This window comes from Candidatus Thiodiazotropha sp. AKAK3, from assembly GCF_058244645.1.
On the sequence record NZ_JBSYOQ010000042.1, the window covers coordinates 22,226 to 44,731 of the forward strand.

Below are 22,506 nucleotides of genomic sequence, written 5' to 3' on the forward strand. Positions count from 1 at the left end.
AGGTTGAAGCGGGAACCTGTTCTGTGACATGATCCTTCACCCTTGATCAAACACTGCTGACCAAAGCCATGACTACAGAGACCCCTACCCCCATTGAAATCAACCTGCACAGAAAGTCCCGTCTTCTGGCACTTCGATTCTCAGATGGGGCCAACTTTGAGCTCCCCTGTGAATATCTGCGTGTTTTTTCCACCGCCGCTGAAGTCAAGGCTAGCAAAATACCCGTCACGGGCAAAGAGTCGGTCAATATCGAAAAAATTGAGCCTCAGGGCCAATATGCCATTAGACTGATATTCGATGACGGTCATGATACCGGTATCTACTCTTGGGAAACGCTCTATCAGTTAGGCTCAAAGTATGAGAATAACTGGAAAAAATACTTGGAAAAGTTGGAAGCTGCGGGTTATCAGCGACAAAGCGAAGTGCAGAAAGATCGGGTGGTCAAACTATTCTACTTCGCCTGGCTGGCGAACAAGATAGGTAAAGAGGCTGAGGAGATAGTTCTTCCACAGTCAGTCTCCACAATTACCGATCTGCTGAAGCTGATGAGAATGCGACGTCCGGAAATCGCACCTGTATTTGACGAATCACTACTCCGTCCAACCATCAACAAGCAATTTGCAGAGATGTTTACCCCATTGGAGAATGGTGACGAAGTGGCCCTGGTGCCTAATCAGCCAACCCCCCCGGCAACACCTGAGCTCTGAATTGGCTTTTAGGGCTATGCCACTAGATGCTGATTGTTAAACCTAAAAAATCAGTTGATCGCTCCATTCTAGTAGCAGGTTCCTGATTGTGTAGAAAATAGCTTCGATGGTCATGGCCACCTGTTGGGTGAATCACGCTGCCCAACTGATCTTTTTAGGCTAAAGGAAGGGCAATTTTTAATTCAGGTCGAAATTCAATGACCTAGTCTGTCCATTGCGAATGATATCCACCTGCAGCGTCTGTGAGTCTTTGAGCTGATCCATCAGTTTCATCGCCTCTTTGTCATTGGTCAGAGGAATGCCATTAACTGCTGTGACCAGATCAGAAGGCCTGACCCCCAGTTGATTGTACAACTCACGGTTTTTCTGGGGCAGAATTCGATATCCCTTCATCCCATCACGCGACTTGACGGGTACAAAACGTACATATTCGAAAACCTTTAGCGGCTCTTCGCGCAACATATCCCGGTATTGACTGAGATTACCTTTGCGAGACGATGAAGCGCTAACATTGGGACCGAAGTTATCTCTGGCTTTGACGCTACGTCTGCCTTTATTGGAGCTTTTTCCCTTGCTCGGGGCACTGGTGTTTTTGATTTTAGGAAACTTCAATACCTCGGACTTTCCCTTTCTCATAAGTACAACCCTATCGGTATAGACACCCTGCAGGGTCACTCCAGACATCACCGCACCACCTACTTTATGGTATTTCTGAGTGGATCCGGTGCCGATGATTGCTGCACCATTTTCGGGCTGCTCAGCCACAAAAACACCATGCAGGGTGAGATTCAGTCGAGTCTCCGGCGCCTTTTTATCTACCTTCTTGGGCTTTCTGTTCACTCCGGCTTCGCCAAAAAGATGCAGTTTATCGATTTTTGATAACTGGTTGCTATCAGCTGGTGAGACTTTTGAAATCGATGTTTGCGCCCCAGTGGTTGGCGGAACGTGTAACGGAACCTGAGGTGCAGGAATCAGACCCCAGGTAAGATCTGCAGCCCGCATACTGATCAGCAGAATTAATACAATGGTAACGATGACCGGCAACTGACTGCTTAGAAAGCCCTCCAGCCATTTAGGTGAGCTTTTATCATCCATCCATCCATTGAGATAGGATTGTGCACGTGTTGCGATATTCATCTCAGGTTTCCACTGGGCCTGTTAACACTAATCCATCACTCATTGAGGATAGCGCATCAGTTTCGGGTTCATTTTGAAATCTTTTTTTATCTTAGCAAGCATCTTCTCTGCAAGTCTGTGATCAACCTCTGGCCCTACTCTTATACGATAGTGTCGCTTACCATCCAATTTGACAAGTTCCATCTGTGCCGGCAAATCCGCTTTACGTAACTTTTCCACCAACTTTTCAGCATTCTTCTCATTCGTCAGACTCGCCACTTGTATTATCCAGGCCGTTGGTGATGTGCGGGATTTGTCACTGGTCGCAGCCTTCTTCGGCTTGGTTTTAACAACCGGCTTCGGCTTGGGTTGAGCCTTTGGTTTCTGTTCGACCGCAGGTTTTGGTGGAGGTGCCTCAGATGCAATCTTTTTTTGCGGCTTTACAGGCTCAGGGGTTCGAACTGGCTGAGACGTCGGGGATTGAGGTTTTATCGGTATGGAGTGAGCTGACTGATCGCGTTTCTCAACCGGTTCTTCGATTAACATAGGTACAAAAATGACGATCAGCGCAACCAGCACTGCCCCACCCAGCATCCTCTGTTTCAGTCTCTCCTCCAGGGCCATATTAATCACATCCGTCTTGCAGCGAAGATTTCTTTAACATTAATCCGGCGACAAACCTGTTCATTTCTGCCACCGTTTTGATAGTTTGTTCATATTCAAAGTGCGAGTATATCAGTTCCCACCGGCGACCTCATTCTGGGTGCAAATGTTGCAACGCGTCTCCGACTATCAGAAAGGAACCGAATATCAGAAGCAAATCTTGTGGCTCTGCCTCTGTTTGAGCTGCTTTTAAAGCATCCGCAAAATTGTGGTGGCAGTGAACAGAACTCTCGACCCCGCTCTGTCGTACCGCCTTGGCCAATTGCTCAGCACTTTGTCCCCGATCTCCCGGAAGGTCGACCAGATACCAGCCGGAGACAGCAGGTTTAATGATTTCCACGATCGATTTGGCATCCTTATCCTTCAACAGACCGAATAGTGCGATTATCCTGCCTGGCCAGCCAAGCCGATCCAGGTGCTCCTTAAGCGATGAGACAGACTGAGTGTTATGTGCCACATCGAGCAGTATACTGGGCTCGCCCTCGATCAACTGGGCACGTCCCCGCAACGAAACTTGATTCAATCCGTCAATGATCTGCATTTGATTCAGTGGCAGACTGGATTGCAGTAGTCTACAGACCATTATCACTGCACTGGTGTTACTGACCTGCCCTTTGCCGTTAAACCTGAATTGCGGCAGTGTCAGCAAATCGTCACCCTTAGTCTGCCATTGCCAGGTATCACCACCAGGGCTCAGATTAAAATGGCTGCCGCCCAAATAGAGTTCAGCACCGATCTTCTGCGCATATTCAGGCACACTCTCTGGGATCGCGCTGTCTCCAACCACCACTGGCCTGTTGCTACGCATAATACCGGCCTTTTCCAGGCCGATCTGCTGGCGGCTATCCCCAAGCCAGTCGGTATGATCCAGATCCACTGTGGTAATCAAAGCCACATCCGCATCGATGATGTTGACCGCATCCAGACGCCCCCCTAAACCTACCTCGAGAATCACCAGGTCGAGGTTCTGCTCTGCAAATAGAATCAAAGCGGCCAGGGTGGCAAATTCGAAATAGGTCAATATGGTCTGCCCCCGCGCTTGATCGACCCGCTCAAAGGCCTGACAGAGGGCGCTATCGGAGACCTCTTGGCCATTAATACGTATGCGCTCGTTATATCTAACCAAATGGGGCGAGGTATAGGCGCCTACCTGATAACCTGCATGGCGATAGATACTCTCCAGCAGTGCCACGCTGGAGCCTTTGCCATTGGTGCCGGCGACTGTTACGACCAAGGATTGGAGCCCTTCCGGTTTGAGCCGATGCCATACATCGGATACCCGTTCCAGACCCAGGTCGATCTCCTTCGGATGCAGGGTGGTTTGCCAACCGAGCCATTGCTCAAGGGTATTGAAACGCATCAGTATCTACAGACAGTTATATTTCGGGCGAGACAATGGTGAACGGCGCTGATACGCTGAGCGCTGCATTGAAAGGGTCGCCTTTTCCAAAGCACACAATCTGTGTGAAAGACTGACGAGTATCGCACTCAAATAGAGGCCCACTCAGGCTCTTGGTTTACTCATCAGGATACTGATCAGGTCGGCTACTCGATCACGCAAATCCCGCCGATCAATAATCATATCGATTGCGCCATGTTCAAGTAAAAACTCACTGCGCTGAAACCCTTCCGGTAACTTCTCTCGCACGGTCTGCTCAATAACCCTGGGGCCAGCAAATCCGATCAAGGCGTTGGGTTCAGCAATATTGATATCGCCGAGCATCGCCAGGCTGGCTGAAACACCGCCCATAGTCGGGTCAGTCATCACTGAGATAAAGGGTAAACCACGCTTCTGTAACCGCTCCAGAGCAGCACTGGTCTTAGCCATCTGCATCAGTGAAAACAGAGACTCCTGCATGCGAGCGCCACCACTGGCAGAAAAACAGATCAGTGGGATATGCCGTTCCAGGGCCATATTGACCGCACGTACAAAGCGTTCACCCACCACGGATCCCATTGAACCGCCCATGAAACTGAACTCGAATGCCGTAACCACGATATCCATACCTTTAAGCTGGCCACGCATGGCCACCAAAGCATCCTTTTCACCGGATTTTTTCTGGGCTTGAGCCAACCGCTCCTTATACTTTTTGCTATCCTTGAATTTCAGTGGGTCAACAGACTCAAGATTTACACCGAGTTCCTCCCTGGGCTCAGGATCAAGGAAGGTTTCAAGTCGCCTTCTGGCACCGATTCGGTTGTGGTAGTGACATTTTGGGCAGACATCGAGATTTCTTTCCATCTCAGCCCGGTAGAGAATCGCGCTGCACCCCGGACACTTGGCCCACAACCCCTCTGGTACTGCACGTTTATGCCCTGCATCCGTTCGGATGCGGCTTGGCATCAGTTTTTCGAACCAACTCATAGATCTAGTTAACCTTTATCGTTATATTCTCGGGTTCAGGACATAGGCTCAGCGCTATCCATCGCTTGTCTCATCGACGAAAGCAGTCCCCGTAGGGCTGCGCCTATCTTTTCAGGTTGATCGGCCAGCGCCTCAACCCGCGAAACCAAAGCACTCCCAACAACCACTGCATCAGCCAGTTGAGAAACTGCAGCAGCAGTCTCGGCATCCTTGATACCGAATCCGACCCCCACAGGTAGTTCTGTATTCTGTCGAATTTGTTTCAGTTTATCATCCAAAGTTTTTAAATCGAGATGACTGGCGCCTGTGACACCCTTTACAGAAACATAGTAGACGAAGCCACTAGAGAGTTCACAGATACGCCGTACACGATCCTCAGTGCTGGTGGGTGCAACAAGATAGATTTGATCCACCCCTTGCTGCTTCAGTATCTGCTGAAGATCGTGCCCCTCTTCAGGAGGCACATCGACAATCAAAACACCATCCACCCCGGACTCTGCGGCCTGCTTGGCAAATGGCTGATAGCCCATAATCTCTATTGGATTGAGATACCCCATCAATATCACAGGGGTTTCACTATCCATCTGCCTGAAGCGCCGAACCATCTCCAATACATCTCTCAGACTGACATGATACTCCAGAGCCCGCTCACTTGCCCGCTGGATGACTGGACCATCGGCCATAGGATCTGAGAATGGTACACCCAGCTCAATGATGTCGGCACCAGCGGCAACCAGATCCTGCATAAGATCAACGGTAATCTCTGGCAAAGGGTCTCCCGCAGTCAAAAACGGGATAAGCGCAGTTTTACCCTGTTGCTGTAGTTGATCAAACTTCTTCTTGAGCATGCTCATAACTTCAATCCCTCGTGCGCCGCCACCGTATGCATGTCTTTGTCGCCTCGACCGGAGAGGTTGACCAGCACCATCTGATCACGACTCATGGTCTGAGCCAGCTTTGCGGCATAGGCCAATGCATGACTCGATTCAAGTGCCGGGATTATACCTTCGATACAGGTCAGATCATGAAATGCACGCAGTGCTTCATCATCAGTGACCGCAACATAATTGGCTCTTCCGCTGTCTTTAAGCCAGGCATGTTCAGGGCCAACACCAGGATAATCCAGACCAGCTGAGATAGAGTGAGTCTCAATGATCTGGCCATCACTATCTTCCATTAAATAGGTACGGTTGCCATGCAGTACACCAGGCTTTCCGGCACATAGGGGGGCTGCGTGATTACCTGTCTCCAATCCACTGCCTGCAGCCTCCACCCCATAGATCGCCACCTCTCTATCATCCAGATATGGGTAGAAGAGACCGATAGCATTCGATCCTCCTCCGACACAGGCAACCAGTGCATCGGGTTGACGACCGGTCTGATCCAGCATCTGCTGACGTGCTTCCCGTCCGATCACTGATTGAAAATCCCTTACCATCGCAGGATAGGGATGAGGGCCGGCAACAGTGCCGATAATATAGAATGTGTCGTCGACATTCGTTACCCAGTCGCGCATCGCTTCATTCAGCGCATCTTTGAGGGTTTTAGAACCTGACTCAACAGATCTGACTTCTGCACCTAACAGACGCATACGATAGACATTGGCTTCCTGACGGGCAATATCCACCGCCCCCATATAGACCACACACTCCAGTCCCAGACGTGCGGCTACCGTCGCTGAAGCAACACCATGTTGCCCTGCCCCTGTCTCGGCAATAATGCGGGTTTTACCCATATGGCGCGCCAGCAAAGCCTGGCCTACTGTGTTATTTACCTTATGTGCGCCAGTGTGATTGAGATCTTCCCGTTTGAGGTAGATCTGTGCGCCATTCAGTTCCTGACTCCAGCGCTTGGCATGGTAGATGGGTGAAGGACGACCTACATAGTGTTTAAGGTCTTCATCCAGCTCCTTAAGGAAGGCCTCATCCTGCATATAGTGCTGATAGGCCTCGCGTAATTCATCGAGCGGTTTCATCAGGGTTTCAGAGACGAATACCCCGCCATAGGAACCGAAATGTCCCCGTTCGTCGGGATAGTTCCCGATCATATTTTCAGTCGTTGTCACCACGCATCACTCCCGTAATGAAGGCCTCTATCTTTGCCACATCTTTGATTCCCTTCGATTCTTCCACACCGCCGCTGACATCAACTGCAAATGGTCGCAGCTGCTGCACCGCTTGAGTCACATTCTCGCTATCCAATCCACCAGCCAGTATGATCCTGCCAGCAAGGGACAGGGGCACCATACTCCAGTCAAAAGTCTGGCCAGTGCCTCCGGGCACGCCTGCCTTATAGGTATCAAGCAGCAAACCCGAACCTGAAGCATAGGCTTGCGCTTCAAATGCCAGGTCAGTATCCGCTTTCATTCTGATCGCTTTGACCCATGGCCTGCCAAATCCACTGCACTCTTCTGGGGATTCATCTCCATGAAACTGAAGCAGATCGAGGGGTACCTCTTTGAGGATCTGCTCGATAACCGTTCTATCTTCGTCTACGAACAGACCCACAACTGTAACAAAAGGCGGCAGGCTTTTCACAATCTCTGCTGCCTGATCAGGAGTCACCGCCCTGGGGCTGGGTGGATAAAACACCAAGCCAATTGCATCCGCCCCGAGACGGGCAGCAGCAAGCCCATCTTCTGGCCTGGTAATTCCACAAATCTTAATTCTGGTTCTCATAGGATGCTGAAAGATACAGTAAGCTCAGGGCCGACGCTATGGTCATTTGCAATCAAATATCCCTCTATCATATGCGCCTTCATCAATCATCCAGTTTAAACTCATCAGGATAATCCACCTTTGTCAGACACAATCCTTGGGGAGACGCTGTAACGCCACCCAGTGTGCGGTCACGCAACTCTAAAACCTCTGCTGCCCAGGATTCAGGTTGTTCACCTTTGCCTATGGAGATCAATACTCCAGCTATATTACGAACCATATGGTGTAGGAAAGCATTCGCGTGAATATCTATGCTCAACATCTCCCCCTGGCGGGAGACCGTCAGGCTGTGAATGGTTCTGACCGGATGCTTTGCCTGGCAGCCAATAGCCCGATAGGATGAAAAATCGTGTGTTCCCAGCAGATGCTGAGCAGCGCCATGCATGGCCATCTCATCCAAGGGTTGGTGTATCCACACGGCTCGATTTCGCCATAAGGCCGAACGATAGGGTTGATTCAAAATAAGATAACGATAGTGCCGTCCAATAGCACTGAAACGGGCATGGAAGGTCTCGGACATCTCCTTAGCCCAGCTCACACTGACATCTGCAGGAAGATTCACGTTACTACCCAGGATCCAGGATCTTTCAGATCTGACTGCAGGGGTATCAAAATGTACCACCTGCCCGGTGGCATGCACACCGGTATCGGTTCTGCCAGCACAGTGTACAGTTACTTCATGATCAGCGACTTTCGAGAGGGCTATTTGCAACAACTCCTGGACACTGCGAACATCGCCCTGATACTGCCAACCGTGGAAAGCGGTTCCATCGTACTCTATACCCAGGGCCACCCTCATTAAAAACCTCGTTCATTTGGAGTAACCAAACCTCTCTCCTCGCGCCTTGATTGGCGCTTTTTTCAGGGGCAACAGGGCCAATTAGATTAGTGTTAACAGGCCCTAAAAAAGTTCCTGAAAAAAAAGGGCGCACCCGGTGCGCCCTTCTATTTACCCGAACAAAAAATTGTTCGGAACAGATTAAGTTCAGCTGCTGAGACTGCTCAGAAGATCCTGGGCCTCTTTCTGCTGGGGTTCACTACCTTCACCAACAACCTCTTCAAGGATGCTCTTGGCGCCCTCATTGTCACCCATGTCTATATAGGCACGGGCCAGGTCAAGCTTAGTGGTAATCTCATCTGTAGAGTCAAGATCAAGGTTTTCACTATGGCTGTGCAGTAGACTCAGCTCATCAACATCGCCTGTTTCATTGTCCAGGTCAGTGGAGATGTTTTCCAGTTCTCGCTCGATACTATCCAGATCCAGGTCATCAAGGACTTCGGAATCCTCTACCTCGATGCCTTCAACGACATCATCCAGAACCTGGCTATCTTCTATGTCGGAAAGATCAAAGGGGAGCGGATCTTCTGAACTCTCTTCTGCTACTGGTTTGGATTCAATTCCAGATGAGGGTACTGAATCGATCTCAAGATCACTCAGATCGATGTCCAATGCATCGGAATCCTCCATCGGAGTCGCCTCTTCCACCCCATCCATCTTGTTCAGAAATTCGGAATCAAGAGAGAGATCAGCCTCAAGGGATTCGGAATCCATTTCATCAAGATTATCCAGGCCACTCAGATCCATGGAGTCCAATTCATCGGAGGCATCCGAAATGACATCTTGGGCAGCTTCAGGAGCAGCAGCAGGTTCTTCAATATCGGCGACAGAACCTAGATCCAGGTCCAGATCATCAAGACCGTCTGACAGATCGGCAGCAGCCATTCCAGCTGCACCTGCAAACAGGGCATGTCCAGGATTCAGCTCCTTACCCATAGCAGTGATCTTGCTCCAGGCATCAGGCTGTTGTTCAGCCAAGCCATCATCATGCAGTTTCTGTGCAAGGGCTGAGTACTCATCAGACTTTTTAGCGGAGAAATAGATCTCAAGCAGTTTATGCTTAAGCTCTTCACGCTCAGGATACTTCTCGATGGCCTGATTGATGAGCTCTTCTGCCTGCTGGTATCGACCATATGCAATATAGACGTCTGCTTCAGAGAGAGGATCCACCTCACCAGTCTCATCCTGCAATGCATCGATATCGCTGGGTGAGAAATCACTCATGAAAGAGGTTTCATCGGTAGGCGAAGTCAGAGAACTACTATCATCAGCACCGGTTGGCACGATATCGCTATCCGGTGAGACCAGAATACTCTCTGCAAACTCAGCCTCCGCTTCTTTACGACGCCGCATAATCATGGTCAGCAGACCAATCAGCAGGACACCCGCACCACCGACAATTGCGAGCATGGTGCTGTTCTCTTTCAAACCGTCGAAATAGCTCACCTTCTTTTCTGGCAATTTAGCAACTGGTGGTTCGGCAAGTTTCGGTTCTGGCTGTGCCGGTTTGGCTTCCACTTTATCTGCAACAGGTGCTGATGTTGGCGCAGCGGCGGGTTCAGCCTCAGTTGCTGGCGCCTCCTCCATAGCCATCTTGTCCTGCTCAGCAGCTATTTTGGATTCAATATCTACTTCCTCTATAACAGTACCTTCAGGCACTGGCATAGCAGGCGCTTCTATCTCATAGGCTGGGGCGCTCTCTGCTTCTGCCATTGCAGGTTCAGCAGCTGTCATCTCTTCGGCTACCTCAGCTTCAGCAACAGGCACCTCTGGTTCTGCAGCAGGCTGCATCTCTTCCATCTTCTGAGAGGCAGTTGATTGTGCGGCCTGTACTTCAGCCAGTTCATCACTGCGGAGTGTCAGTAGCCTTTGTATGTCTTGAATCTGATTTTCGAGTTCCTGTACTCGGGATTTTAGCGCGCTGTTCTCTTGCAGAGCACCCTCATTGGACTCCCTCACCAACAATATTTCTTGCTGCAGACGATCAATCTCGGCAGATTCCGCCATACCTTCCCGTTCAGCAGATTCACCTGCGCCAGGTTTTGGAGAGACCAGCTTCAGTCGATCCTTAGGCGCTGGGGAAGAGCTCGGAGTAGATGCTTGTTGCTTGCTCTGTTCGGGGGCTGCAGCACGTCGGGAACCTGACTGCCACTCTCTGGTCTGTGCCATGAACTCTTCGCGTGCTTCACGCTTCGTCATGGCAGTAACATTCGCATCCTCTGGTAAGCGTAAGATCTTTCCGACTTTGAGGTTGTTTACGTTGTTGTTGATAAATGCTGAAGGGTTGTTGTCCAGCAGTGACATCATCACCTGCTCGATCGACTCACCACCTTCGCGCATCTGCTTGGCGATATTCCAGAGGTTTTCATTGGGCTGTACAGGTCCGTACTCCCTTCCCCCTCCAGAACTCATCGTTACTTCAGACATGCTGGCTGCAGGCGCTGTTGCCCTACGGCTTGGGATCACTCTGGTAACTGGCTGGTTTCTGACAACAGGTGCAGCAACCGGAGTAGGCTTTCGACTCAGGGTTACCGGCGGATCCAGCAATACTGTGAATTCTCTGACCAACCTGCCTTTCGGCCAATTGACCTCAACAAGAAAATTCAGAAAGGGCTCACGTATAGGATCCTTGCTGCTGATTGAGATTACCGGTTTGCCCGAAGCTGTCAGCTGCGTAGCAAATTTCAGTGAAGTCAGATGAAAAGGCCTCTCCATACCCGCTTTTTTGAAGGCCTGTAAAGAAGCCAGAGAGACACGTACATCCTGCAACTCTTCCTGGGAAACGGAAAGCAGATCGATATCGGCCTTGAAGGTCTGATTAAGTGCCGATTGTGGGTGAATTTCACCTAGTCCGAGAGCGAGAGCACCCAATGGTGACAGAGCTGTTGCAACAGCCACTGCCAAAGACAGCTTACGAATCATGCTTCCTCCTTGCCAGAAAACATAACCACTGGCCAAAAAGTCACCTTGACACAGTGGGTCAGAGGCCCGCCGTTCAGCCCCGAATGGTTAGAATAAACTTAACAATTAGTCGCTAACTATAGCTTATGAATGATCTTTTTACCAAAACTAAAAGGATCATCACAATAAAAATCGCAATACTGTACAGCTATTTGGGCTCAACAACTAAAAGTGAGAAATCGGTCGTATTTTTTCACTTCCATTTCTGCTTGTTATGAGGAAGATCTATCGATCCTCAACCCAATCAGCCCCATCAAAAACCGATGCCTTGAGGTTTTGAGCTGGAATTATCCTTCCAGCAATATCCTCAACATCCGTCGCAATGGTTCTGCAGCACCCCAAAGTAACTGGTCACCAACAGTGAAGGCATTCAGATACTCCTCACCCAGGTTCATCTTTCGCAGACGTCCGACCGGAACATTCAAGGTTCCAGTCACCTGAGCTGGATTCAAATCACTCACTGTGACATCACGCTGATTCGGAACAACTTGCACCCAATCATTGGCGCCACCCAGTATCGACTCCACCTCGTCTATCGGCACATCCTTACGTAACTTTATGGTCAGCGCCTGACTGTGGCAGCGCATAGCCCCGATTCGTACACAGGTTCCATCTATTGGGATCGGGTTATCACTTCGGCCCAATATTTTATTGGTCTCAACATAACCTTTCCACTCCTCCTTGCTCTGGCCATTTTCAAGAGGCACATCGATCCATGGGATCAGGCTTCCGGCAAGGGCAGCCCCGAAGTTATCTGTTGGAAAAGCGTCGCTACGCATGGTATCAGCAACTTTGCGGTCGATATCAAGAATTGCAGAAGCGGGATCCATCAACTGATCATGCACCGCCACCTCCAAGGCCCCCATCTGACTGATCAATTCACGCATATTACGTGCACCAGCACCTGAAGCTGCCTGGTAGGTCATTGAAGTTGCCCACTCCACCAGATCTTCACGAAACAGCCCGCCCAAAGCCATCAGCATCAGGCTGACTGTACAATTACCGCCAATGAAGTCACGTTTCCCAGCAACCAGACCATCACGAATCACCGACTCATTGACTGGATCAAGCACTATCAACGTATGATCTTTCATACGCAGACTGGAAGCGGCATCAATCCAGTAGCCTTGCCAGCCGGCTGCACGTAATTGATCGTAAACTTGATTCGTATAACTGCCTCCCTGACAGGTCACGATGGCCTCCATAGCCATCAACTCATCCAGCGATGCAGCATCTTTAAGGGCGGGAATCGACTTACCGATATCGGGGCCAGCCTGCCCAACCTGGGAGGTTGTGAAGAAGACCGGCTCATCAATCAGGGAAAAGTCATTCTCTTCGAGCATGCGCCCCATAAGAACTGAACCCACCATGCCACGCCAACCAACAAAACCGACTCTTTTCATCTTCAATAACCTGTTAGAAAAACTTTTAGAAGCAATCAGCCAATACCATCACACTCAATCCAGCGCGGCAACCACTGCATCGCCCATTGCTTCACAATTAACTTCTGTCATGCCATCAGCAAAGATATCCGCTGTACGCAATCCTTGATCCAGTACTCTGTTTACAGCCTGCTCCACGCGATCTGCCATATCGCTCTCATCAAGACTGTAACGCAACATCATTGCAACCGAGAGTATCGTCGCCAACGGATTGGAAACCCCCTTACCGGCAATATCCGGAGCTGAGCCATGAATAGGCTCATACATACCCTTACTCTGCTCATCCAGTGATGCAGAGGGCAACATACCGATAGAACCTGTCAACATCGCCGCACAATCAGAAAGAATATCGCCAAACATGTTGGTGGTCACAATCACATCGAACTGTTTGGGCCATTTCACCAGCTGCATGGCAGCATTGTCTACATACATATGACTTAGAGAGACTTCGGTATGCTCACTGCCGACCCGTGTCACTACTTCACGCCATAGCTCTGTTGATTCAAGAACATTCGCCTTATCTACAGAGCAGACCCGATTGTCACGTTTTTTGGCAATGTCATAGGCAACCTGTGCGATGCGCTCGACTTCAGACTCCTTATATACCAGCGTATTGAATCCCTGACGTTCGCCACCTTCCAGCTCCCGGATGCCTCTGGGTTGTCCGAAGTAGATACCTCCGGTCAGCTCACGCACGATCATGATATCCAGCCCCGCCACAATATCGGCTTTCAGGCTGGAAGCTTCGGCCAGCTGCGGATAGAGAATTGCCGGGCGTAAGTTAGCGAATAGATTCAACTCGGCGCGGAGCCCCAAAAGACCTTTCTCTGGACGAATAGAGATATCAAGCTGCTCCCATTTCGGTCCGCCAACTGCACCGAGCAGAATGGCATCCGCCTCTTTTGCCAGATCCAGAGTGGCATCGGGTAGTGGGCCACCGGTGGCATCGATTGCTGCACCACCAATCAGTGCCTCATCCATATCGATATCGAGTCCGTAACCATCTCGTAAGGCGGCTAAAACCTTGACCGCTTCAGTTACGATTTCCGGACCTATACCATCACCTGGCAGAATTAAAATTTGTTTGCTCATCTATCCTCACCTCAAGAAAACAGCCAAGGCGCTTCACTCTTTCGTCGCGCTTCATAGGCCTTGATCAAATCAACATGTTGCAGAGTCAGGCCGATATCATCCAGCCCATTGAGCAAACAATGCTTACGAAAAGGGTCCACCTCAAAAGCGATCCGTTCGCCATCCCCTTTGAGCAGCTCTTGAGCCTGCAGATCCACAGTCAGGGAAAGTGCCTGTTCAAGGGTTGCCTGAGCAAACAGATCATCAACTTTTTTCTCATCAAGAACAACGGGTAATATGCCATTCTTGAAACAATTATTAAAGAAAATATCAGCATAACTCGGGGCGATAATAACCTTGAACCCATAGTCTTCCAAAGCCCAAGGGGCGTGCTCCCTGGATGAACCACAACCGAAGTTCTCCCGAGCCAGCAATAGCTGTGCACCCTGGTAACGGGAATCATTGAGTACAAAATCAGGGTTCAAAGGGCGATTGCTGTTATCCATACCCGGCTCACCCTGATCCAGATAGCGCCACTCATCAAACAGATTGGGACCGAACCCAGATCGCTTAATCGACTTTAGAAACTGTTTCGGAATAATGGCGTCAGTGTCAACATTGGATCGATCCAGCGGGCAGACAATGCCGGTAAAGATTTCGAATTTATCCATTAACTTATCCTCTCATTCAGCATATTCTTAATATTTTTCATGTAATTAATGAATATACTTAACAATAATTCTTCATTCAAAGATCGACAAAATGTCCATTAACAGCTGCAGCTGCAGCCATTGCAGGACTGACCAAATGGGTTCGGCCACCCTGCCCTTGTCTTCCTTCAAAATTACGATTGGAGGTTGAAGCACAGCGCTCTCCAGGTTCCAACCGATCTGCATTCATAGCCAGACACATGGAACAACCAGGTTCACGCCATTCGAAGCCAGCCTCAACAAAGATCTGGTCCAACCCCTCTTGTTCAGCCTGCGCTTTGACCAGACCGGAACCCGGTACAACCAGTGCCAACTTGACGTTCCCTGCAATCCGCTTACCCTTTGCTACCTCGGCTGCGGCACGCAGATCCTCGATACGGGAGTTGGTACAAGAACCGATGAAAACCTTGTCGACGGTGATCTGCTTTATCGGAGTTCCAGCCTCCAGCCCCATATATTGCAGAGCCCGACTCATCCCCTCTGCCTTGACCCGGTCAGATTCATCTGCAGGATCAGGTACGAATTGATCAACACCCACTACCATTTCAGGTGAAGTGCCCCAGGTCACTTGAGGGGCGATGTCAGCCGCATCAAGTTCAATAACCTGATCGAAGCCAGCACCCGGATCGCTGTGAAGTGTCTGCCAATTGGCAACAGCCTTTTCCCACTCATCGCCTTCCGGCGCATAAGGTCTGCCTTTGACATAGTCGATGGTCTTTTGGTCAACTGCGACGAAGCCAGCTCTGGCGCCAGCCTCAATGGCCATGTTACATAGCGTCAGGCGGCCTTCGATCGACAGCGCCTCGATTGCATCCCCGGCAAATTCGATAGCAAAGCCTGTCCCACCAGCGGTACCGATCCTGCCGATAATCGCCAAAACGATATCTTTCGCGGTAACTCCGGGTCTGACCTCCCCTTCGACGCGAACCTGCATCGATTTCGACTTTTTCTGAATCAGGCACTGAGTGGCCAGTACATGTTCAACCTCAGAAGTTCCGATACCGAAAGCCAGAGCACCCATTGCACCATGCGTCGAGGTATGGGAGTCACCACATACCACAGTCATACCGGGGAGTGTCGCTCCCTGTTCAGGACTGATCACATGCACTATGCCCTGTCTTGGATCGAGCATTTTAAACTCTGTAATAGCAAAATCCTGACAGTTCTGATCCAGGGTCTCTACTTGTAATCGGGAGACCGGATCAACGATGGTTTTAACCCCTCCAGAACGCTCTGTGGTAGGAACATTATGGTCCGGCGTTGCCAGATTGGCCTCGGTACGCCAGGGCTTTCGACCCGCAATCCGCAGGCCTTCAAATGCCTGAGGGGAAGTGACTTCATGCACCAGATGGCGATCGATATAGATCAGTGCAGTACCATCCTCATCGGATCGCACCAGATGGGACTCCCATAATTTGTCGTATAGCGTCTTTGCACTCATCTCTCTCTCCTCTTGCTGATCTTCCGAAAAACCTGATTCGGCGGTAGTCAAAACATAGGGGAGTGTGCTACATAATACAAATTCATATTTTTCATTTTTTCCATTCCCATTAGGAATAGATATGGATTTTGCATCACTTCGTGCCTTTGTTCAGGTTGCCCGGGAGGGCTCATTCTCTCTTGCGGGGGAGACCCTCTACTTGACCCAGCCCGCCGTCAGCAAACGGGTGGCCGCTCTTGAGAACGAGCTTTCAGTACGTCTTTTCGATCGTGTTGGGCGTCAGATCTTTCTCACAGAAGCGGGACAACAGCTACTACCCAGAGCCGAACAGATCCTACAGGAGATGGCTGACATACAACGGGGACTCTCAAATCTCTCGGGGGAGATCTCGGGTCAACTGATCATGGGCACCAGCCACCATATCGGCCTGCACCGACTCCCGCCTGTACTAAGAGGCTTTACAGACTGCTACCCAAAAGCAGCACTGGACATTCGTTTTATGGAATCGGAAAAGGCCTGCCAGGCGGTTGAACATGGAGAACTGGAAATGGCTGTTGTCACCCTCCCCCTTAATCCCATCGAAACCCTGGAAACCCGAAAGATATGGCACGATCCACTTTGTGTAGCAATCGGCCCGGATCACGAGCTGGCCCAGCAGGGATCGATTGCAGCAGCTCAACTGGTCGATTATCCAGCTGTGTTGCCGACAAAGGGAACCTATACGCGAACTCTGCTGGAACAGTCGGTCAATGAAATGCAACTCGAAGTAAACTGCACCCTTGCAACCGACTATCTGGAGACACTCAAAATGATGACCAGTATCGGCCTGGGCTGGAGTCTGCTACCAGAGATATTTCTTGACGGAGGAGAGATCCAGAAATTGGAAGTCCCGGAACTGCAACTGAGCCGCTCTCTAGGCATAGTGACACACCGTAAGCGGACGCTATCAAATGCAGCAAACGCCATGAGCCAACAACTGCTGGCCCATAGCGATCCTAGCGTCAGTTAACGGGTACGCTCGCAGACACCTTCAGGGAAGAAAAAACCGATCTCCTCTTTAGCAGTGTCCGGTCCATCTGAGCCATGAACCGCATTTTCATCAACAGTCTCGGCGAAATCCGCACGAATAGTGCCAGGGGCCGCTTCCTGAGGATTGGTAGCGCCCATGATCTCCCGATTGCGACTGATGGCATTTTCCCCTTCCAGAACCTGCACCATTACCGGACCAGAGGTCATGAAATCGATCAGATCATTGTAGAAAGGTCGCTCCTTATGCACAGCGTAGAACTCCCCGGCCTGTTCACGGCTGAGATGCAGCATACGAGACGCGACAATCTTCAGACCGGCGTCTTCAAAACGGGCGTAGATTTTACCGATCAGGTTTTTTGCAACCGCGTCAGGTTTAACAATTGAAAAAGTGCGTTCGATGGCCATTTAGGGAGCTCCGGAGAGTATCAAGTTGTAAAGAAATGCTGATGCTTCGCCAATATTGGCGGCTATGTTGCAGCGCAGCAGGTGCGAAAGTTACTCATCTCCCTCAGAAGTGTCAAGTCGATAAGGGTGCCAATTGAATATCCACCGCATCAACTAACCAGCGGTGCTTCCTGGCGATCAATCCATCGGCTGGCAATGAATACAGCAATCAAGGCATAAACAGCCGCAGCCCAATAAGCCATCTCAGGCCCGATACCACTCCAAAGATAGCCACTCATAAGACTGCCCACCGCCCCTCCGGCACCAAAACTGATACTGCTATAGAGCGCTTGCCCCCGCCCCTGGTGACGACCAATAAAATAGTGATGCACCATGTGTATGGCGGCGGCATGGAAAGTGCCGAAAGTAGCGGCGTGCATCAGTTGCGCCAATAACACCAGCAGAAGATTGTCTGAACCCCAGGCAACCAGTACCCAACGAATCACTGCGATCATCAGACTGACAATGAGAACGGTTCGCGCACCCCAGCGATGTAACAGGCGATGCATAATCAGAAATACCAGGACTTCAGCAACAACACCCAAGGCCCACAACTGGCCGATCACACCACTGCTGTAACCAATCCCCTCCATATAGATCGAATAGAAGGCGTAGTAGGCGCTGTGGCTTGCCTGCATCAGAAAGCAAACCAATAAAAATGCGATGATATCCCTGCGTTTCAGTACCTCAAGTATCGACCCCTGTCCCAAAGGAGAGAGCCCAGCCTCTTTTTCAGGCACCAGCAGACTGTTAAAGAAGATACCTATGTAGATGAAGAGCACAACTTGTGGCACCACGCCCACACCCCAACGCTCCAACAGGAATCCCAGCGCCAATACCGCGAGAATAAATCCAACCGAACCCCAGAGACGGATACGACTGTAGTTTTGAATACGCTCCCGCAGATAGCTCATGGTCACTGCCTCAAACTGAGGCAATGAGGCATTCCAGAAGAAACTGAATAACATCATGACCAGCGCAAGCGCCCAATAGCCCTCAACAAAGAAGACCCCCAGAAAGCAGATCACTGAAAGTAGAGAGGCCAATCGCACAATCGGCATACGCCGACCGGTATGGTCGCTAATCCATCCCCATATGTTCGGGGCAATCAACTTGGTCACCATGATGACCGCCATCAACTCACCAATCTGCGCTGGTGAAAAACCTCGATCCAGAAGATAGAGCCCCCAAAAAGGCAGCAGTGCACCCAGGGACGCAAAGTAGAAGAAATAGAATCCGGAAAGGCGCCAGTAAGGCATCCTGCTAGGGCCTGTTAACGCTAATCGAATCGGCCCTGCTGAGACTATTTTTTCGTCCAGCAAGGCAGAATAAGCGAAGTGTAGTCATTCTACATGAGCGAATGATAACGCCGCTGGGCGGAAAAATAGTCTCAGCCCTTCGGGTTACCCCTGAAAAAACGCCACTCGGCGTTGCTCGTGGTTCATTTGGTGTGACCAAACCTCTCTCCTCGCGCCTTGATTGGCGCTTTTTCAGGGGCAACAGGGCCGATTCGATTAGTGTTAACAGGCCCTAGTGTGGAGTGAGGTATAAATGGCGCATATCAGCGTGACGAGCAGCTGTTAGCTGTTGCTACCAAGATCTGCGAGACCTGACTGGACATCCATGTTCTGCCCACGATTACGCAATACATGATCCAAGACAACAATGGCCATCATCGCTTCAGCAATCGGGGTGGCGCGAATACCGACACAGGGATCATGACGCCCTTGCGTCACCACTTCCACAGGTTCACCGGAACGATTGACCGTCTGACCAGGCAGACGAAGACTGGATGTTGGTTTGAGTGCAATCGAGGCCAGCAGGTCCTGGCCGCTGGAGATACCCCCCAGTACGCCACCCGCATGGTTGGTAAGAAAGCCATCCGGGGTCATCTCATCCCGATGTTCTGTACCTTTCTGCTCGACAGCGAGAAAACCATCTCCTATCTCCACCCCTTTGACCGCATTGATACTCATCAGGGCATGGGCCAGGTCTGCATCGAGACGATCAAAGATTGGCTCACCCAAGCCGGCCATCATACCGCTGGCCACAACATTGATACGAGCGCCGACAGAATTACCCTCTTTGCGCAGTGCATCCATGTAGGCCTCCATCTCTGAAACCTTATCCGCGTCTGGAGAGAAGAAGGGGTTTTTATCGACCTGGTCCCAATCAAACTGCTCAATACGAACCGGGCCGAGCTGTGAAAGATACCCCCGAACCTGAATACCATACCGCTCGAAGAGATACTTTTTGGCAATACCTCCGGCAGCCACCCGCATTGCCGTCTCCCTGGCTGAAGAGCGACCGCCCCCGCGATAGTCACGGAAACCATATTTCTGGTTGTAGGTGTAGTCCGCATGTCCCGGACGGAAGCGATCCATGATATCGGAGTAGTCTTTTGAGCGTTGGTCGGTATTGTTGATGATCAGACCAATCGGAGTACCTGTGGTTTTACCTTCAAAAACCCCAGAGAGAATCTGCACCTCATCCGCTTCCCGGCGTTGAGTAGTATGGCGTGATGTGCCTGGCTTACGACGATCAAGATCGTGCTGAAGATCCTCAGCGGAAAGAGGCATCCCTGGAGGACAACCATCGACAATACAACCAATAGCCGGGCCATGGGACTCTCCAAATGAGGTCACCGTAAAGAGTTTGCCAATGGTATTACCAGACACAGAATCTACCCCTTGATATCAATCACTTTTCCAGCCAACCATTGACATTTTCCAGGTCCGTCTCACTCAGGGTACCTGCTGCGGATTTGAGAGCCAGACCATTGAGAATATAGCCATAGCGGGAGTTGAGATAGTCCCGCTGTGATGAGAAGAGATTGCGCTGCACATTCAATACATCAACGATCGTACGGGTACCAACCTCATATCCAGCCTGGGTAGATTCCAAAGCACTTTGAGCGGAGACAGTTGCCGCTTTAAGCGCTTCAACCTGACTGATGGCGGAGAGCACACCACGAAACGCATCCCTCACCTGTCGGTTCACTGAACGACGGGTTAGATCCAGGCTCTGCTGGGCGGCGCGAAAGTTGGCCTGGGATTGGCGGGTGGAGGCACTCACTGCACCACCGGTATAGAGAGGCACCTCGAGGGAGAGACCTATTCTGCCAGTATCTGCTTCGGTTGCCCTATCACTGTCACTGCGATTTATCGAATAGCCACCAACCAGATCCAGGGTTGGGTAGTGACCCGATTTACTGACATCGATCTCCTGCTCAAGCACTTTAAGGTTGGAGCGGGCGGCAATAATACTGTAGTTCTGCTGCTGAGCAGTATCTGACCAGTCTTGCAGTTTATTGGGCACCGGTGGGTTCAACAACAGCCCATCTCCCAGCTTGCCCAAGTCGCTTTTAGGCTGGGGACCAATGATCTCGTAGAGTGCCTCCCAGGCATTATCCAGACTGTTTTCAGCAGCAATTTCGGCAGCTCTTGCTGCATCGTAAGCCGCTTTGGCCTCATGCACATCAGTGATTGCGATCAATCCCACATCGAACCGTTGCTGCGCCTGCTCCAGCTGCCGGCCTGTGGCTTCACGTTCAGCATTGGCCACTCTCACATCATCCTCAGCGGAGAGGATATCAAAATAGGCGGTGGTGCTGCGTACCATCAATTCGATCTCAGCTGCAGCATATTCCGCTTCAGCCTGAGCTATTGTACTGTCAGCCTGTTCCAGCTGCACCAAACGGTCACGACGGTAGATAGGTTGGGTCAAATTCAGCCCCAACCCACTCTCTCGATAGTTGCTTGTCTCGTCGACAGAAGTACCTTGCAGTGTTTTGACATCACTACGGACCGCATCATAGGTCCCACCCAGCCCCACAGTGGGTAACAGCTGGGAACGAGCTAAACTCTTTGACTCACGGGCAGAGTTCAGCTGCTCTTTTGCGGCTTGCAGTTGAGGATCGTTATCCAGTGCAAGACGATAGACTGACATCAAGTCATCAGCCTGAATTGAAGGGATCCAACAGATCAGAAAAAGTGTCGCCAGTTGCTTCATCGGTCTCATTATTTTTCCATTAAATTAGAGAGAAGAGAATACAATTTCAGATTGAGGGGCACTTTATCATAGATATGCCATAGAGTGGCTCCTACCCTACCCCATTGAATTCAGATCCTACTCAGGCATTGATGGTACCAGCAGCTGGGGGTCGATCCGAGCAGCACCCAAGTTCATACGCCAGTCCAAATGGGGGCCGGTTACACGCCCTGTGGCACCAATCTCCGCAATAGGATCCCCCTGCTTCACCACTTGCCCATCCTCTACCAGGATTTTGCTGAGATGTAAAAATGAGGACGAAAGATGGAGGCCGTGGTCGATAATCAAAGTTCCTCCTGAGTAGAACATATCAGAATGAGTCATCGTCACCACACCATCAGCAGGTGAGACTACCAAGGTGCCCACTGGAGCTGCGACATCCACACCATAGTGGGGTCTTTTAGGTTTACCGTTGAGAACCCTCTGACTACCGTATACCCCGGAAATCCTCCCCTTCGACGGCCAGATAAAACCGCTGCGATAATCATCACGATCCTCATTCAGCTTACGCGCCTGCTTGACCTGAGCAACTTCCTTTTTGATCCTGTCCCAGTTACGTTTTGGTGGTGTCACCTTGCTGGGAGGCAGTCCGGTGATATTCTGAATCTGATACTCACGTTTCTCGATAGTGAAAAGCCTTGACTGTTGAGGTTGACCGTCCCGACGCACCACCAACTTATGCTCTAACGGTGCATCCCGGTCAAAACCGAGCAAAAATTCACCATTTTTAGAGACCTTCAGCGGTTTCCCATTGAACTCGACACTCGCTCCAGGCACTACCTGGCCAATCAACATGCCCCCCTGAATATAGTTACCGTCCAGAGAGAGGCCCATTGCGGATTGCGCAGTCATCAGCATAGACAGAAGCAACAGCTTCAAGGTCAGACCAATATTGAGGTAGCGTGACATCATCATAAAAAATAAGGTCCATTTAGATTCAAGGAACGTAATC

20 protein-coding genes and 1 pseudogene are annotated in these 22,506 nt (G+C 50.6%); 3 read left to right on the plus strand and 18 right to left on the minus strand.

What is annotated here, in order from left to right; translation table 11 throughout:
* Window positions 1-68: 68 nt before the first annotated feature.
* Together AC4IE7_RS07870 and AC4IE7_RS07875 are read left to right on the plus strand one after the other, a co-directional pair.
* Window positions 69-419 (plus strand): annotated as a pseudogene (locus AC4IE7_RS07870) (gamma-butyrobetaine hydroxylase family protein); the annotation flags it as partial.
* An 18-nt stretch (window positions 420-437) separates the two neighbouring features.
* The gene (locus AC4IE7_RS07875; protein WP_490776361.1) at window positions 438-707 is read left to right on the plus strand and encodes a MoaD/ThiS family protein; all 270 of its coding nucleotides are present in this window, start codon (window positions 438-440) and stop codon (window positions 705-707) included.
* Between the two features lie 177 nt (window positions 708-884).
* Here AC4IE7_RS07875 and gspC read toward each other — a convergent pair whose 3' ends face one another.
* The 13 genes from gspC to leuC all read right to left on the minus strand — a co-directional run bounded on the left by gspC (window position 885) and on the right by leuC (window position 16,031).
* Complete coding sequence (gene gspC / locus AC4IE7_RS07880; protein ID WP_490776273.1) at window positions 885-1,844, minus strand: type II secretion system protein GspC; 960 nt, start codon at window positions 1,842-1,844, stop codon at window positions 885-887.
* A 39-nt stretch (window positions 1,845-1,883) separates the two neighbouring features.
* A complete protein-coding gene (locus AC4IE7_RS07885) occupies window positions 1,884-2,447 on the minus strand; it encodes an SPOR domain-containing protein (protein ID WP_490776362.1) in 564 nt (187 codons plus the stop codon).
* Window positions 2,448-2,577: 130 nt separating this feature from the next.
* A complete protein-coding gene (gene folC / locus AC4IE7_RS07890; protein WP_490776274.1) occupies window positions 2,578-3,846 on the minus strand; it encodes a bifunctional tetrahydrofolate synthase/dihydrofolate synthase in 1,269 nt (422 codons plus the stop codon).
* Window positions 3,847-3,990: 144 nt separating this feature from the next.
* Entirely contained in the window at window positions 3,991-4,851 is an 861-nt protein-coding gene (accD, locus tag AC4IE7_RS07895) for an acetyl-CoA carboxylase, carboxyltransferase subunit beta (RefSeq protein ID WP_490776275.1), read from the minus strand.
* 35 nt (window positions 4,852-4,886) lie between these two features.
* Window positions 4,887-5,705 (minus strand): tryptophan synthase subunit alpha, encoded by an 819-nt coding sequence (gene trpA / locus AC4IE7_RS07900; protein WP_490776276.1) that lies wholly within the window; start codon window positions 5,703-5,705, stop codon window positions 4,887-4,889.
* Complete coding sequence (gene trpB / locus AC4IE7_RS07905) at window positions 5,702-6,898, minus strand: tryptophan synthase subunit beta (RefSeq protein ID WP_490776363.1); 1,197 nt, start codon at window positions 6,896-6,898, stop codon at window positions 5,702-5,704. Before trpB ends, trpA begins: the two co-directional genes overlap by 4 nt.
* Window positions 6,899-6,902: 4 nt before the next feature.
* Entirely contained in the window at window positions 6,903-7,529 is a 627-nt protein-coding gene (locus AC4IE7_RS07910) for a phosphoribosylanthranilate isomerase (protein WP_490776277.1), read from the minus strand.
* Between the two features lie 82 nt (window positions 7,530-7,611).
* On the minus strand, window positions 7,612-8,367 hold the full coding sequence (gene truA / locus AC4IE7_RS07915) for a tRNA pseudouridine(38-40) synthase TruA (protein ID WP_490776278.1): 756 nt from the start codon (window positions 8,365-8,367) through the stop codon (window positions 7,612-7,614).
* A 186-nt stretch (window positions 8,368-8,553) separates the two neighbouring features.
* Complete coding sequence (locus AC4IE7_RS07920) at window positions 8,554-11,328, minus strand: motility hub landmark protein FimV (protein WP_490776279.1); 2,775 nt, start codon at window positions 11,326-11,328, stop codon at window positions 8,554-8,556.
* A gap of 326 nt (window positions 11,329-11,654) precedes the next feature.
* Window positions 11,655-12,770, minus strand: coding sequence for an aspartate-semialdehyde dehydrogenase (gene asd / locus AC4IE7_RS07925; RefSeq protein ID WP_490776280.1), 1,116 nt, complete (start codon window positions 12,768-12,770; stop codon window positions 11,655-11,657).
* A 54-nt stretch (window positions 12,771-12,824) separates the two neighbouring features.
* On the minus strand, window positions 12,825-13,901 hold the full coding sequence (gene leuB / locus AC4IE7_RS07930) for a 3-isopropylmalate dehydrogenase (protein ID WP_490776281.1): 1,077 nt from the start codon (window positions 13,899-13,901) through the stop codon (window positions 12,825-12,827).
* Window positions 13,902-13,912: 11 nt separating this feature from the next.
* Window positions 13,913-14,551 carry a 3-isopropylmalate dehydratase small subunit gene (leuD, locus tag AC4IE7_RS07935; RefSeq protein ID WP_490776282.1) on the minus strand — a complete coding sequence of 213 codons (639 nt, stop codon included), beginning with the start codon at window positions 14,549-14,551 and terminating at the stop codon, window positions 13,913-13,915.
* 76 nt (window positions 14,552-14,627) lie between these two features.
* The gene (gene leuC, locus AC4IE7_RS07940) at window positions 14,628-16,031 is read right to left on the minus strand and encodes a 3-isopropylmalate dehydratase large subunit (protein WP_490776283.1); all 1,404 of its coding nucleotides are present in this window, start codon (window positions 16,029-16,031) and stop codon (window positions 14,628-14,630) included.
* Window positions 16,032-16,152: 121 nt separating this feature from the next.
* On the opposite strand from leuC, the gene AC4IE7_RS07945 reads away from it, so the two are divergent.
* Window positions 16,153-17,040, plus strand: coding sequence for a LysR family transcriptional regulator (locus AC4IE7_RS07945; RefSeq protein WP_490776284.1), 888 nt, complete (start codon window positions 16,153-16,155; stop codon window positions 17,038-17,040).
* On the opposite strand, the gene ndk is transcribed toward AC4IE7_RS07945, so the two are convergent.
* The 5 genes from ndk to AC4IE7_RS07970 all read right to left on the minus strand — a co-directional run bounded on the left by ndk (window position 17,037) and on the right by AC4IE7_RS07970 (window position 22,469).
* On the minus strand, window positions 17,037-17,465 hold the full coding sequence (gene ndk / locus AC4IE7_RS07950) for a nucleoside-diphosphate kinase (RefSeq protein ID WP_490776285.1): 429 nt from the start codon (window positions 17,463-17,465) through the stop codon (window positions 17,037-17,039). The genes AC4IE7_RS07945 and ndk overlap by 4 nt on opposite strands.
* Before the next feature lie 149 nt (window positions 17,466-17,614).
* On the minus strand, window positions 17,615-18,763 hold the full coding sequence (locus AC4IE7_RS07955) for an MFS transporter (protein ID WP_490776286.1): 1,149 nt from the start codon (window positions 18,761-18,763) through the stop codon (window positions 17,615-17,617).
* Between the two features lie 321 nt (window positions 18,764-19,084).
* Window positions 19,085-20,182: a chorismate synthase gene (gene aroC, locus AC4IE7_RS07960; RefSeq protein WP_490776287.1), complete on the minus strand. Its 1,098-nt coding sequence runs from the start codon at window positions 20,180-20,182 to the stop codon at window positions 19,085-19,087.
* A 22-nt stretch (window positions 20,183-20,204) separates the two neighbouring features.
* Window positions 20,205-21,524, minus strand: coding sequence for a TolC family outer membrane protein (locus AC4IE7_RS07965; protein WP_490776288.1), 1,320 nt, complete (start codon window positions 21,522-21,524; stop codon window positions 20,205-20,207).
* Between the two features lie 108 nt (window positions 21,525-21,632).
* Window positions 21,633-22,469, minus strand: coding sequence for a M23 family metallopeptidase (locus AC4IE7_RS07970; RefSeq protein WP_490776289.1), 837 nt, complete (start codon window positions 22,467-22,469; stop codon window positions 21,633-21,635).
* Window positions 22,470-22,506: the final 37 nt, after the last annotated feature.